Source organism: Bradyrhizobium sp. Mp27, assembly GCF_029953005.1.
In the GTDB taxonomy this organism is placed as follows: domain Bacteria; phylum Pseudomonadota; class Alphaproteobacteria; order Rhizobiales; family Xanthobacteraceae; genus Bradyrhizobium; species Bradyrhizobium barranii.
On record NZ_JASAUS010000019.1, the window covers coordinates 58792 to 71633 of the forward strand.

Sequence of the window (12842 nt, forward strand, 5' to 3'; positions counted from 1 at the left end):
CTCTCGATCGAATAAGGCCGCGAATGCCTTGTGTCCGATCGCTTCGTAGCCATGTTGGGAGCTTAGCCAAGGGAAAGAAGTTCGCATGAAGCTCCGCGTCGGGTTCGAGATGCTGTACGAGTTCCCGCAGCCGACGCCTATGATCATGGTGTTGGGCACGCACTTCACGCGCGCCTCAGATATCGTCGTGCCCGACCTGCTGACCACCCGACCTTCGGTGGCGATCAATCCCTATCGCGACCTCTTCGGCAATTGGTGCAGCCGCATCGTTGCGCCGGCCGGCGCCTTCCGCCTTGCCGGCGATGGCGTCGTTCGCGACAGCGGCCTGCCCGACCCGGTGTTTCCGGACGCGGTTCATCACGCCGTCGAAGCGCTGCCGGCCGACACGCTCGTCTATCTGCTCGGCAGCCGCTACTGCGAGACCGATCGCCTGTCGGATATCGCATGGAAGTTGTTCGAACAGACGCCGCCGGGCTGGGCGCGGGTCCAGGCCATCTGCGATTTTGTTCATCGCCACATCACGTTCGGCCATGAGCATGCGCGCGCGACCAAGACAGCCCGAGAAGCCTACGACGAAGGCAAGGGCGTGTGCCGTGACTATGCCCATCTCGCCATCGCGTTCTGCCGCAGCATGAACATTCCGGCGCGTTACTGCACCGGCTACCTCAGCGACATCGGCACCCCACAACCGTGGCCTGCTGGAGATTTCGCCGCCTGGTTCGAGGCTTTCGTCGGTGGAAGCTGGCACATGTTCGATCCGCGCAACAATACGCCGCGGATCGGCCGCGTGCTGATTGCGCAGGGGCGCGATGCCGCAGACGTCCCGATCGTCCAGACCTTCGGTCCGAATACCCTGCTCAATTTCAAGGTATGGACCGACGAGGTTGCCTGATGACAGACAGCACCCCAGCGCTCACCGCCGATGAATTTGCGTCCTTGGCCATGGTCGGCACGGGTCAAGACGACATTCCGCATGCGCACGGCGAACGTCTGGCCAATTTGGGTTATGCGATCAGGCGGCTCGGCGAACTCGAGCTGACCTCATCCGGCGCTCGCCGCCTGGCAACGGGCGAATAGCTCGCTTCCGTTGCGTCCGGCTTCCCATTTACGGCACCGGCACCACCAGCCGCCGATAGAGATGCCACGTCGCATGTCCGAGCACGGGCAGCGTCACGACCAGTCCGAGAAAATACGGCAGCGCCGAGACGATCAGCAGCATCACGATCACCGCCGCCCACGAGATCATCGGCAGCGGGCTGGTCACCACCGCACGCACGCTCGTCACCATGGCGGTGACGAAATCGACCTCGCGGTCGAGCAGCAACGGAAACGACACCACCGTCAGCGAGAACAAAATCAGCGACAGCACAGCGCCGACCGCGTTGCCGATGGCGAGGAACAGCAGGCCCTCATTCGTCGTCAGCACCACCGTCATGAACTCCTGCAAGCTCGAGAACGAGGCGTGCAGGCCGAGCAGCAGCGCGATGAGCAGCCGCACCTGGTACATCCAGATCACGAACACGAACAGCGTGACGAAGGCCATCCAGCCGATCTCGCTGCGCGCGCGTATCGCCGACCAGATCGCGCCGAAGGAGACCGGCTCGCCGCGCTCGCGGCGGCGGCTGACCTCGTACAGACCGATCGCCACGAACGGCCCGATCAATGCAAAGCCGGCCGCAAGGGGATAGACGAGATAGACCATGCCGAAGGCGGTGAGACAGAGCATGATGGCGATGCCGCCGCCTGCGTAGAGCGCGCCGAAGCAGAGCCCGTAGAGCGGCAGCGCCTGGAAATCGCGCAAACCCTCGACCAGCGCCTCGGCGATGTCGGTCGCCGTCACGGGACGCACCACCGGATCGACTTTGCCTGAGATCGACATGCGGCTCCCTCTCCTCGTCACCGGCACGATCTCCGTCGCGCGCGAGCCCGATATTAGCGCCCTCGCGACCTGCGCGCACGCGCGCGTTGATTGCGGGATGACGGTATCCCGGGAGGCCCGACACCCGCCCAACAGAGCTTCGCGGGCGAACTTTCCGGGGACTCATCAGTGACGTGCGCGGCCGAAATTTTCGCCGCGGGGGCTTTTTCGGGGCGATGCCTATGGACTGAGCGGAGGGTGGTGCCGCAGATTGCATCTTCGAACCAGCACGCGCGACGACCAAATTGGACCGCCCGACCGATGAGCTTGCGTACCCGGCTACTGATACTCGTCATTGCGGCCATGCTGGTGCCGGCCATCCTTGTCGGGCTGCGCTTCGTGCAAAATCGCAGCAGCGAAATCAACGCAGCCCTGGCCAATCTGACCGCGACAGCCGACGACATTGCAAGCGACCTGGACGAGAAGATCCAGGGCACCGCCCAGCTTCACTATGGTCTCGCCCGTGCACGCGACCTTGACACGCGCGACAAGGCAGCGTGCTCGGCGTTCCTGTCGGAAGTGCGCGAGGAATACCCACAGTTCACCGGGATACTGACCATCGATCCCGACGGCAGCCTGTTCTGCGATTCGCTGCGGACCAACCGCACCCTCGACCTCCGGGATCGCGCCTATTTCAAGCAGGCCCTGGTGTCGCGCGGCATCGCGCTCGAGCCGGTATTCGGCCGGCTGACCGGACTATCGGTGCTCCAGATCGCCTATCCGGTGCGATCGGAGACAGGGGCCCTGAAGCTGGTCCTGCTCGCCTCCTTCAACTTGCGCAAATTCGCGGAGTTTCACGACAAGCGACTGCTCGGCGAGAAGGAGATCCTGCTCCTCGACAGCAAGGGAACGGTTCTGGTCGCCCCCTCCCGCGGAGGCTGGACCGAGCCGGTCGGCACGTCGATCGCGGGATCCGACCTGCTCCGCTTCGCTGCTACGCCCGACCGGAAGGCGTATCAGGAGGTGACCGATCGCGACGGCCGGACGCAGGTCTGGGCCGTCGCCGCGCGCTCGCCTTCGACCCGCGATGCGGGCCTCTACATCATGGTCGGACGGTCCAAGGACGGACTTGTCGCGGCGGCGAATCGCCGGCTCTACGAGGATGTGGCGATACTCGCGGTGGCCTCGCTGCTGCTGCTCGCGGCCGTCTGGATCCTTGCGACCGTGAGCGTCGGGCGTCAGGTCGGACGTCTCGCCACCATGGCGAAGAAACTCGGGCTCGGAGATCTCAGCGCGCGAATTCCGCCTCCCCACCCGGGCGGCGAGCTGGGCGGATTGATGACCCTGCTCAACGGCACCGCCGAGTCGCTCGAACAGCAACGCGCCGCCATCGCCGACCTCAGCCACAAGCTCAGCCAGTCCCAGAAGATGGAAGCCATGGGCCAGCTCACCGGCGGCGTGGCGCACGATTTCAACAATCTTCTAACCGTCATTCTCGGCAATTCGGAGCATCTTGCTGACAGGCTGGCCGGCAACAAGGAATTGCACCGGATCGCCAACGACATCGCGACCGCCGCCGAGCGCGGCTCCGACCTGACGCGGAGCCTGCTCGCCTTCGCGCGAAAGCAGCCCCTGAGGCCGCGAGACATCGACATCGCCGCGAAGATTCGCGAGATGGAGCAGCTGTTGCGCCGGCCCCTGGGCGAGCACATCGAATGCACCCTCGCGCTCGAACCGGATGTGTGGCTGACCAGCGTCGATCCCGGCCAGCTGACAACGGCGCTGCTCAATCTCGTGCTCAACGCGCGCGACGTCATGCCGCTCGGCGGCAAGCTGACGATCGAGGCGCGCAACACCTCGCTCGGTGAATCCGACCTTGACGTCAACGGCGAGCCGCGGCCGGGCGACTACGTCATGGTGGCCGTGACCGACACCGGCAGCGGCATGACCGCCGAGGTGGCGAGCCGGGCGTTCGAGCCGTTCTTCACCACCAAGGAGGTCGGCAAGGGCACCGGCCTCGGCCTGAGCATGGTCTACGGCTTTGTGCGGCAATCCGGCGGCGTTGTGCAGATGCAGTCCGAACCGGGACAAGGCAGCGTCGTCAGGCTGTTCTTTCCCCGCCTTGCGACGCCACCAAACGAGCAGCCGTCGCCCGCGGAACGGATCGTCGCCCCCGACGGAAGCGAGACCATTCTCGTTGTCGAGGACGATGACATGGTTCGGGCCTATGTCGAGAGCGAGCTGAAGACGCTCGGCTATTGCGTCATCGCGGCGTCGAACGGTCCCGCGGCTCTCGAATTGTTGCGCCACCCCGGCGACATCGACCTGCTGCTCACCGACGTCGTGATGCCGGGCGGCATGTTCGGGCCGGAGCTTGCGAGGCAAGCGACCGGCTTGCGGCCCGGGCTCAAGGTGCTCTTCACCTCCGGCTACACCCAAAATCCCGTCAAGACGCCCGACGGGGTCGGGGACGCCCGCATCCTGACAAAACCGTTCCGGCGGAAGGATCTTGCCGCGATGCTGCGGTCCGCCCTGTCGGCGTCGCCGCGCTGAAATCAGGAAGAGAACGCCAGCCGGAGCGCTACGCCGAGATTGGCTACGAACAGGGCCGCGTCGATGACGAAGATCCTGAGCATTGGACCTTTCAGCACGGGCCAGTAGGCCACCCCGACGCGCCCTCCGCGCATCAGGACCGGAAGGTTATAGGCGAACTGGCTGAAGTGGCAGGCGGCAAAGAACAGGAACAGCGCGAGCTGCGCCTCGATCGGCTGGAAGAAGGCCGGACGAGCGGCCAGAAGATAGAACGACAAAAGCCCGATCGGCAGATTCATCCCGCCCAGGAACGCCACGCTGGCCGCCAGCGTCGGCGCGATCGGATTGCTGCGCTCTTCGCGCGGCAGGAGTATCTTCAGCGTGTTGCCCTGGGCGACGCTGAACTGGATGAAGGCGCCGCCGAACCAGAGCGTGTTGAGGAGCAGGACGAAATCCGAAAGGTGCATGATTATTTTCCGTAGAAGGCTTCGCTGCGCACCACACGGCCCGCATCGTCGAAATCCATGAACTCGCTGGCGCGCGTGTCGCCGAGCTGCCACCACACCGTCAGGCGCGCGATCGCCTCGTCCCAGCTCCAGCTCAGGATCTTCAGGTCGGCGCTTTCGATGTGGCCATAAGCCTCGCGCCAATAAGCGCGGATGTTCTCGGCGCCGGCGACGACCGGAGAACCGGTCAGCGATAGTGCCAGAGGGCTGCGCATCTGCGCGTCGTCGGCAAAATGCGCGACGACCGCGTCGATATCGATCCGGCACCAGCTCGCACACCATGCCGCGACGAAGCGCTCGGCGGCTACGCGATCCATTGTCCGTCCGCTCATGGCGGAGCCCTCCCCTGGCTCGTTGCCGGGAAAGTGGCAAAGCTCACGCGTCATGTCAACTATATTGACTTGAGGAATCGTCAGTTGTTGTCGGCGATCGCCCCCATGACGGCCATCCATGCCGCCGCACCCGACGCCCCGGCGCGATCGAACGCTTCGCGCAGGACCCTGCGTTCGTGGTCCGATGCTTTTTGCTCGATACGTCGCCCGGCCTCCGTCAAGCGCAACAGCTTGGAGCGATGCTGCTCGGGCGCCCGCTTCGACGTCAGCAGCTTGCGCTCCAGCAGCAGGTTGAGCGGCCGGTTCAGGGCCTGCTTGGAGATGCCGAGGATCTCGATCAGCGAGCCGATCGCGATATCGGGACGGCGCGCCACCACGTAGAGGATGCGGTGGTGTGGACGCGACAGGCCCTGCTTCGCAAGATATGCGTCGGCCTCCAGCGTCATCCCGCGCCAGCCGTAATACATGAGCTCCAGCGCCACATCGAGATCGTGCAGCTTCGGAAGTGAAGCGCGGTGAAGCCCCGCAGCTTGAGACGTCTTTGCCATTGTCTGAAAGAGCCTAACCCCGCGCCCGCAGCTCGCGCCGCAGCACCTTGCCCGTCGCCGTCATCGGCAGTGTCTCCGCGAACTCGACGAAGCGCGGATATTCGTGCGCGGCAAGTTGCACCTTCACGAACTCCTGGATCTCGCGCGCGAGCGTGTCGCTTGCCGCGAAGCCGGGACGCAGCACGATCCAGGCCTTGATCGATTCGGTGCGGATCGGATCGGGGATGCCGACCACCGCCGCCATCGCCACCGACGGGTGCTTCATCAGCGTGTGCTCGATCTCGGACGGGCCGACGCGATAGCCGGCTGTGGTGATGACGTCGTCCTCGCGGCTGACATACCAGAAATAGCCGTCCTCATCCCGGGTACCGAGATCACCAGTCAGCAGGAATTCGCCGGCATATTTCTTCGCCGTCGCGTCCGGATTGCGCCAGTATTCGAGCATCGTGCACGGGCATGGCTGGCGCACGCCGATGATGCCGCGCTGCCCCGTCGGCAGTTCCTCGCCCTTGTCGTTGACGATGCGGACGTCGAAGCCCGGCGTCGCCTTGCCCATCGACCCCGGGCGGATCGGAAACAGGTTGGAGTTGCTGCCGATCACGAGGTTGCACTCGGTCTGGCCGAACACTTCGTGCGCATCGATGCCGAACGTCTCGCGCACCCAGCCCAGCAGCTCGCCGCCAAGCGATTCGCCACCGGTGAAAATGCTGCGCAGCTTGACGCCCGGATGCTTCACGCCGGCCTGCCGCATCAGCTTCAGTGCCGTCGGCGGCAGGAAGACGTTGCGGACACCGAGGTCGGCCATCATCTGCATCGCCGCCTGTGGCTCGAACTTTCGCGCGCGGTGACCGACCAGGGGAATGCCGTGATACCAGAACGCGAACAGGCCGTTGACGAGGCCGCCGATCCACGCCCAGTCCGCCGGCGTCCACATCAGATCGCCGGGGCGCGGCAGGAAGTTGTGGCACATCTCGACATTCGGCAGGTGGCCGAGCACGACGCGATGCGCATGCAACGCGCCCTTCGGATTGCCTGTCGTGCCTGACGTGTAGATGATCAGGGCGGGGTCGTCGGCGGAGGTATCGACGGTCGCAAAGTCCTCGGACGCGGTTTCGATCGCCGACCAGAACGGTTTTGCGCCGGCGTGGACGGCGCCGCTCGTGATATAGATGTCCTGCAGATAGGGCAGCCGATCGCGGATCCTCGTGAGCTTCTCCCAGCCCGCTTCGTCAGTGATGATGGCTCTTGCTTGCGAATTCGACAGGCGGAATTCCAGCGCGTCCTCGCCGAACAGCGCGAACAGCGGGATCGAGATCAGCCCGGATCGGAACGCGGCCATATGCGCGATCGGCAGCTCCAGCGACTGCGACAGGAACACCGCGACGCGGTCGCCGCGCACGAGCCCATCGGCCTTCAGCACATTGGCGAAGCGGCGCGACATCTCCGCGACCTCGTCGAAGGAGGTGCGCGTGATTGCGCCGTTCTCGTCGACATAGACCAGCGCGAGGCGCCCCGTGCCGTCGGCATGGCGGTCGCAACATGCCTCCGCCATGTTGAAGCGCGCCGGGACGTCCCAGCGGAAGTTACGATAGAGCTCGTCGTAGGTTGCGGCTTCGGTCAGCATGGTCGTTTCCCGGCAGCGTCGTCACAGCCGGGCGTGTCCCGGCCATCCACGTTCTTGTTTCGACCTGAGTTTAAGCGCGTGGGAGCCCGGGACAAGCCCGGGCATGACGATGCGGAGGCATCCCCTAACGGCGCACCGTCTGGAAGAATTTCCTGACGTCGCCAACATACAGCTCCGGCTGCTCGAATGCGGCGAAATGCCCGCCCTTCTCCATCTCGCTCCAGTGCGTGATGTTAGGAAAGTTCGGCTCCATCCAGCGCCTGACCGGCGTGATGATCTCCTTGGGGAACACAGCGACGCCGGTCGGCACGTTGACCTTGGGCGTAGTGCGGCGCTTGCCAAAACTCTCCCAGTAGAGCCGCGCGGAGGAGGTCGCCGTCTCCGTCGCCCAATAGAGCATGACGTTGTCGAGCAGCTCGTCCTTGTCAAAAATGTTTTCGGGATCGCCGTCGCAATCGGTCCAGGCCCAGAATTTTTCCAAAATCCAGGCCGCCTGCCCGCTCGGCGAATCCGTCAGGCCATAGCCGAGCGTCTGCGGCCGCGTCGATTGCTGCTTGGAATACCCGGAATCGAGATCGACATAATGCTTCAGGCCGGCGAGCGCGCGCTTCTCTTCCGCCGTCGGCTCGCCCTCGACCTTCGGCGCCGCGTTGAAGGCGAGCGTGATGTGGATGCCGGCGCAATGCTCGGCGTCCTGCGCGCCCAGCGATGTCGTCACCGCCGAGCCCCAATCGCCGCCCTGCGCGCCGTAGCGCGCGTAACCGAGCCGATCCATCAGCTTCGCCCAGGTCGCGGCGATGCGGTCGACGCCCCAGCCGGTGGTCCTTGGCTTGGCGGAGAAACCAAAGCCCGGCAGCGACGGACACACCACATGAAACGCATCCGCAGGATCACCGCCATGCGCGGCCGGATCGACCAGCGGAGCGATCACCTTCTGGAATTCCACGATCGACCCTGGCCAGCCATGGGTGATGATCAGCGGCAGCGCCGACGGCTCCTTCGAGCGCGCATGCAGGAAGTGGATGTCGAGCCCGTCGATCTCGGTGGTGAATTGCTCGAAGCGGTTGAGCTTTGCCTCGCGGGCGCGCCAATCATAGCCATTGGCCCAGTAGGCGCAGATCTCCTGGACCCATTTCAGCGGCGCGCCCTGGCTCCAATCGTCGACCAGCTCCGCCTCCGGCCAGCGCGTGCGGGCGAGGCGGGATTTGAGATCGGTGAGAATGTCGTCGCTGATGGCGATGCGAAACGGTTTGACGGCGCCGGTCATCGGTTGCCCCCGATTTGTCTATCGGGAGAGAGTAGACCGAACTCACGCGGCATCAAAGGTGCACCTTCTCCCCTTGCGGGAGAAGGTGGCGCGAAGCGCCGGATGAGGGGTATTTATCCACGTGGACTACTGTGAGAGATTCACCCGCGGAGAGAACCCGTCACCCGCCTCGCTTCGCGAGGCACCCTCTCCCGCAAGGGGAGAGGGAAGAAGCTAGCCTGTCAGCGCGGCCTTCACCAAGCCACTGGCCTTGCCGAAATCCATCTGGCCGGCGTACTTCGCGCGCAACACCGCGATCACCTTGCCCATGTCCTTCATGCCGGCAGCGCCCGTCTCGGCGATGGCATCCGCGATCGCCTTCTTCACCTCGTCGTCCGACATCTGCTTCGGCAGATAGGCCGAGATCACCGCGATCTCCTCGCGCTCCTGGGCGGCGAGCTCGGCACGGCCGCCCTTGTCGTAGAGTTCGACCGACTCCTGGCGCTGCTTGATCATCTTCTGAAACACGCCGAGCAGGTCGGCGTCCGACAGCGGCGGCTTGCCGTTGCCGCGCGCCTCGATGTCGGCGTTCTTGATGGTCGAGTTGACCATGCGCAGCGTGGACAGCTTGCGCTCGTCCTTGGCCTTCATGGCCTCCTTGACCGCGTTGTTGATATCGTCGCGCAGCATGATCGTGATCCCTTCGAATATCCGACGCCTGATCTAGGCCGTTCGCGGCCCCGAGACAACCGGGGCTCCCAGCCATTCGAGCAGCGCTCGCGTCGTCGCCTCGGGCTGCTCCGGCTGCGGCAGATGTCCGCAATTGGCCAGGACGACCAGCTTCGCGCCCGCTATGCCCTCCGCCATCTCCTTGGAGAACGCGTTCGGAATCGTGTTGTCCTGATCGCCCGTCAGCACCAGCGTCGGGCATTTGATCGTCGCCAGCGTCGGCCGTGAATCCACCCGCACAATGATCGCGGTCTGCTGTCGCAGATAGCCTTCGACGCCGACGTCCTCGCCCTGCTCATGCACGAGCTTTCGAATGCCGGCATCGTCGTGGCGCCAGGGATGCACCAGCTCGGGAAACATCTCCTCGCGCGCCGCGCTCAGCTCGCCGCGCCTCGCCCGTTCCATCAGGCCGCGGCGGCGCGCGGTCGCTTCCGGTGTATCGGGCCGGGCCTGGGTGTTGATCAGCGCGAGCTTCAAAACCCGCTCGGGCGCCTGGCGCATGATCTCGAGCGCGATGTAGCCGCCCATGGAGTGGCCGGCGAGCGCGAAGCGCGGCGGGGCGTCGCTCAGCACGCGCCGGGCGATCGCCGCCATGCTGTCGTCGCGGATATGGTTGGCAATCATCACCGGGCCGAACCGCCAAAGCGCCGGGACCACCGAGGCGTAGATCCGGGCCGAGGAGGCCAACCCCGGAACCAGCAGAATCGGGGTGGTCTGGTCCATTATTGCCTCGCGAGCCCGGGAAATTGGCGGAAATTATTCTGCCAAGCTTAAGTGCCTGAGGGGACCTGTCAAATATGCAAAAACGCATGTGAATCGGCGCTCGTCCGCTTTGACGGCGGCGCCGGCCCGGACTATGAACCGGGCTCATGACACAACATGACAACGATACCGCCTGGCCGGACCACAAACCGACCGCGCTCCTCGTGCTCGCCGATGGCACGGTGCTCGAAGGCTTCGGTCTCGGCGCCGAAGGCCATGCCGTCGGAGAGGTCTGCTTCAACACCGCGATGACCGGCTATGAGGAGATCCTTACCGATCCCTCCTATGCCGGCCAGCTCATCACCTTCACCTTCCCGCATATCGGCAATGTCGGTACCAACGAGGAAGACATCGAGACGGTGAACATGGCCGCGACGCCGGGCGCGCGCGGCGTGATCCTGCGCACCGCGATCACCGATCCCTCGAACTACCGCGCCACCAAGCATCTCGACGCCTGGCTCAAGGCACGCGGCATCATCGGCCTCTCCGGCATCGACACCCGCGCACTGACCGCGCTGATCCGCAGCAAGGGCATGCCCAACGCCGTGATCGCGCATGCCAGGAACGGCGAGTTCGACCTGCATGGCCTGAAGGAAGAAGCGCGCGAATGGCCGGGCCTCGAGGGCATGGACCTCGTGCCGATGGTCACCTCGGGCCAGCGCTTCACCTGGGACGAGACGCCCTGGCTATGGGACAAGGGTTTTGGCCGCCAGGACAAGCCCGAGTTCAACGTCGTCGCCATCGACTACGGCATCAAGCGCAACATCCTGCGCCTGCTCGCCGGCGTCGGCTGCAAGGTGACGGTGGTGCCGGCGACGACCTCATCGGAAGACATTCTGGCGATGAAGCCGGACGGCGTGTTCCTGTCCAACGGTCCCGGCGATCCGGCCGCGACGGGTAAATACGCGGTGCCTGTGATCCGGGACGTCATCAAGTCGGGCACACCGACGTTCGGCATCTGCCTCGGTCACCAGATGCTCGGCCTCGCGGTCGGCGCCAAGACCAAGAAGATGCATCAGGGCCATCACGGCGCCAATCATCCCGTGAAGGACGAGACCACCGGCAAGGTCGAGATCACCTCGATGAACCACGGTTTTGCAGTGGACGAGGCGACGCTGCCGAAGGGCGCGACGCAGACCCACATCTCGCTGTTCGACGGATCCAATTGCGGCATCCAGCTCGACGGCAAGCCGGTGTTCTCGGTGCAGTACCACCCCGAGGCCTCGCCGGGCCCGCGCGACTCGCACTATCTGTTCCAGCGCTTCGCGGATCTGATGCGGCAGAAGAAGAGCGCGTAACGCCGGCTCTCCTGCGATTGCGTTGACGACATCGAGCCCGGGCCTTGACCCGGGCTCTTGTCATTCGGGCTCGACGCTGCGGTGGACGCGAGGAACGTCGTCTCACGCCCCTCGTTGATTCCTGCTACGCTCACGCAGGAGCCCTGCCATGTCCGCTGTCCGCGACAATGTCGAGCCACTCGCCATCGTGTTCGAAGATGACGGGCTCGTGCCGAACAACATCCTTCCCCTCCTGGTCTATCGGGATGCGGTGAAGCTCGATTCCAGGCGCCCCGAGGCGACCATCGAAAATCTGTTCGAAGCGAATAGCTGGGGCGGCACGTGGCGCAACGGCGTCTACGACTATCTGCACTATCACGCGACGGTGCATGAGGTGCTCGGCGTCGCGCGTGGCAGTGCCCGCGTGCGCTTCGGCGGCGACCATGGCCAGGAGCTGGAGATCAAGGCGGGCGACGTCGCGATCCTGCCGGCCGGCACGGGGCATCAGTGCATCAGCGCCAGCAGTGATTTCTGCATCATCGGCGCCTATCCGCCGGGCTCGAAGATGGTGGTGACGCGGGCAACGGCGGAGAACCACGCCAGGGCACTGAAGACGATTCCCGAGGTCGCGCTGCCGCCGGCCGATCCGGTGACGGGCAAGGACGGGGCGTTGATCCGGCTGTGGAGCCGGCCATAAGCGCGACGCCGTAGGGTGGGCAAAGCGGAGCGTGCCCACCAATCAGTTCAAGCCGCAAGGATAGATGGTGGGCACGGCGCGCAAGAAGCGCGCCTTTGCCCACCCTACGCAATTCCTTACGCCTCGTTGCCGCCTTCCTGGCGGGTGGCCTCGAACAGGAACCACGTCCGGCGCTCGGTCTCGTCGATGAAGTTTTCGAGGATGCTGGCGCTGGCGACATCGCCGGCGTCGTCGCAGACCTCGTGTGCCTTGCGCATCGCCGCGGCGACGTGCTTGTTGTCCTGCATCAGCTCGCGCAGCATCTCGCGTGGCGGGACGTAGTCCTCGTTGTTGTCCTTGATGGTCTGGAGCTTGGCGACCTGGCCGATCGACTTCAGCGTGGTGCCGCCGATCTTGCGGACGCGTTCGGCGAGCTGGTCGGTGGTGGCGAAGATCTGGTCGGACTGCTCGTCGAGCAGCAGATGATAGTCGCGGAAGTGCCGGCCGCTGATGTGCCAGTGGAAATTCTTGGTCTTCAGATAGAGCGCGAACGCATCAGCCAGAAGCACGTTGAGCGCCTCAGAGACCTTCTTGACCCCATCGGACGACAGATCGGTGGGGGTATCGAGATCGGGCGAGACCTTGGTGGGGGCTTTGCTCACGGGAAACCTTCCTGTTAGGACGCGGACATTGACGGCGCGCCGTCGCACCCCTAACGCAAGGCGGGCAGCGCCGGTTCCTTGACAGGAACC

Annotated in this window: 14 protein-coding genes; 5 read left to right on the top strand and 9 right to left on the bottom strand. The window is 64.8% G+C overall.

Going from position 1 to position 12842, the window contains the following annotated elements; translation table 11 throughout:
• Positions 1–85: 85 nt before the first annotated feature.
• On the top strand, positions 86–892 hold the full coding sequence (locus tag QJT78_RS13515) for a transglutaminase family protein (protein ID WP_028150688.1): 807 nt from the start codon (positions 86–88) through the stop codon (positions 890–892).
• Positions 892–1077, top strand: coding sequence for a hypothetical protein (locus QJT78_RS13520; protein ID WP_028150687.1), 186 nt, complete (start codon positions 892–894; stop codon positions 1075–1077). Before QJT78_RS13515 ends, QJT78_RS13520 begins: the two co-directional genes overlap by 1 nt.
• 28 nt (positions 1078–1105) lie before the next feature.
• Here QJT78_RS13520 and QJT78_RS13525 read toward each other — a convergent pair whose 3' ends face one another.
• Positions 1106–1879 (bottom strand): DUF2189 domain-containing protein, encoded by a 774-nt coding sequence (locus QJT78_RS13525; RefSeq protein ID WP_038942753.1) that lies wholly within the window; start codon positions 1877–1879, stop codon positions 1106–1108.
• Positions 1880–2179: 300 nt separating this feature from the next.
• On the opposite strand from QJT78_RS13525, the gene QJT78_RS13530 reads away from it, so the two are divergent.
• Positions 2180–4411, top strand: a complete 2232-nt coding sequence (locus tag QJT78_RS13530; protein ID WP_028150685.1) for an ATP-binding protein — start codon at positions 2180–2182, stop codon at positions 4409–4411.
• 2 nt (positions 4412–4413) lie between these two features.
• On the opposite strand, the gene QJT78_RS13535 is transcribed toward QJT78_RS13530, so the two are convergent.
• The 7 genes from QJT78_RS13535 to QJT78_RS13565 form a co-directional block, all read right to left on the bottom strand.
• Positions 4414–4857, bottom strand: coding sequence for a hypothetical protein (locus QJT78_RS13535; RefSeq protein ID WP_028159430.1), 444 nt, complete (start codon positions 4855–4857; stop codon positions 4414–4416).
• 2 nt (positions 4858–4859) lie between these two features.
• Positions 4860–5228, bottom strand: a complete 369-nt coding sequence (locus tag QJT78_RS13540; protein WP_028150683.1) for a nuclear transport factor 2 family protein — start codon at positions 5226–5228, stop codon at positions 4860–4862.
• A gap of 80 nt (positions 5229–5308) precedes the next feature.
• Positions 5309–5776 (bottom strand): MarR family transcriptional regulator, encoded by a 468-nt coding sequence (locus tag QJT78_RS13545; RefSeq protein WP_028150682.1) that lies wholly within the window; start codon positions 5774–5776, stop codon positions 5309–5311.
• Between the two features lie 13 nt (positions 5777–5789).
• Entirely contained in the window at positions 5790–7400 is a 1611-nt protein-coding gene (locus QJT78_RS13550; RefSeq protein ID WP_028150681.1) for an acyl-CoA synthetase, read from the bottom strand.
• 124 nt (positions 7401–7524) lie between these two features.
• Positions 7525–8667: an epoxide hydrolase family protein gene (locus QJT78_RS13555; protein ID WP_028150680.1), complete on the bottom strand. Its 1143-nt coding sequence runs from the start codon at positions 8665–8667 to the stop codon at positions 7525–7527.
• Between the two features lie 213 nt (positions 8668–8880).
• Positions 8881–9336: a GatB/YqeY domain-containing protein gene (locus QJT78_RS13560; RefSeq protein ID WP_028150679.1), complete on the bottom strand. Its 456-nt coding sequence runs from the start codon at positions 9334–9336 to the stop codon at positions 8881–8883.
• Between the two features lie 33 nt (positions 9337–9369).
• Positions 9370–10098 carry an alpha/beta hydrolase gene (locus QJT78_RS13565; protein WP_028150678.1) on the bottom strand — a complete coding sequence of 243 codons (729 nt, stop codon included), beginning with the start codon at positions 10096–10098 and terminating at the stop codon, positions 9370–9372.
• A 146-nt stretch (positions 10099–10244) separates the two neighbouring features.
• Between QJT78_RS13565 and carA the strand changes: the two genes are divergently transcribed.
• Both carA and QJT78_RS13575 read left to right on the top strand, forming a co-directional pair.
• The gene (carA, locus tag QJT78_RS13570) at positions 10245–11435 is read left to right on the top strand and encodes a glutamine-hydrolyzing carbamoyl-phosphate synthase small subunit (RefSeq protein WP_014492091.1); all 1191 of its coding nucleotides are present in this window, start codon (positions 10245–10247) and stop codon (positions 11433–11435) included.
• 148 nt (positions 11436–11583) lie between these two features.
• A complete protein-coding gene (locus tag QJT78_RS13575; RefSeq protein ID WP_028150677.1) occupies positions 11584–12111 on the top strand; it encodes a cupin domain-containing protein in 528 nt (175 codons plus the stop codon).
• Between the two features lie 116 nt (positions 12112–12227).
• Here the strand turns inward: QJT78_RS13575 and QJT78_RS13580 are convergent, their stop codons facing one another.
• Positions 12228–12752: a DNA starvation/stationary phase protection protein gene (locus QJT78_RS13580; RefSeq protein WP_028150676.1), complete on the bottom strand. Its 525-nt coding sequence runs from the start codon at positions 12750–12752 to the stop codon at positions 12228–12230.
• Positions 12753–12842 lie beyond the last annotated feature (90 nt).

What these genes read in the sequence shown, in the direction of transcription:
- QJT78_RS13520 (WP_028150687.1), top strand. Translation starts at nt 892, where the DNA reads ATGACAGACAGCACCCCAGCGCTCACCGCCGATGAATTTGCGTCCTTG.
- QJT78_RS13535 (WP_028159430.1), bottom strand. Translation starts at nt 4,857, where the DNA reads ATGCACCTTTCGGATTTCGTCCTGCTCCTCAACACGCTCTGGTTCGGC.
- QJT78_RS13550 (WP_028150681.1), bottom strand. Translation starts at nt 7,400, where the DNA reads ATGCTGACCGAAGCCGCAACCTACGACGAGCTCTATCGTAACTTCCGC.
- QJT78_RS13545 (WP_028150682.1), bottom strand. Translation starts at nt 5,776, where the DNA reads ATGGCAAAGACGTCTCAAGCTGCGGGGCTTCACCGCGCTTCACTTCCG.
- QJT78_RS13565 (WP_028150678.1), bottom strand. Translation starts at nt 10,098, where the DNA reads ATGGACCAGACCACCCCGATTCTGCTGGTTCCGGGGTTGGCCTCCTCG.
- QJT78_RS13515 (WP_028150688.1), top strand. Translation starts at nt 86, where the DNA reads ATGAAGCTCCGCGTCGGGTTCGAGATGCTGTACGAGTTCCCGCAGCCG.
- carA (WP_014492091.1), top strand. Translation starts at nt 10,245, where the DNA reads ATGACACAACATGACAACGATACCGCCTGGCCGGACCACAAACCGACC.
- QJT78_RS13575 (WP_028150677.1), top strand. Translation starts at nt 11,584, where the DNA reads ATGTCCGCTGTCCGCGACAATGTCGAGCCACTCGCCATCGTGTTCGAA.
- QJT78_RS13540 (WP_028150683.1), bottom strand. Translation starts at nt 5,228, where the DNA reads ATGAGCGGACGGACAATGGATCGCGTAGCCGCCGAGCGCTTCGTCGCG.
- QJT78_RS13530 (WP_028150685.1), top strand. Translation starts at nt 2,180, where the DNA reads ATGAGCTTGCGTACCCGGCTACTGATACTCGTCATTGCGGCCATGCTG.
- QJT78_RS13555 (WP_028150680.1), bottom strand. Translation starts at nt 8,667, where the DNA reads ATGACCGGCGCCGTCAAACCGTTTCGCATCGCCATCAGCGACGACATT.
- QJT78_RS13560 (WP_028150679.1), bottom strand. Translation starts at nt 9,336, where the DNA reads ATGCTGCGCGACGATATCAACAACGCGGTCAAGGAGGCCATGAAGGCC.
- QJT78_RS13525 (WP_038942753.1), bottom strand. Translation starts at nt 1,879, where the DNA reads ATGTCGATCTCAGGCAAAGTCGATCCGGTGGTGCGTCCCGTGACGGCG.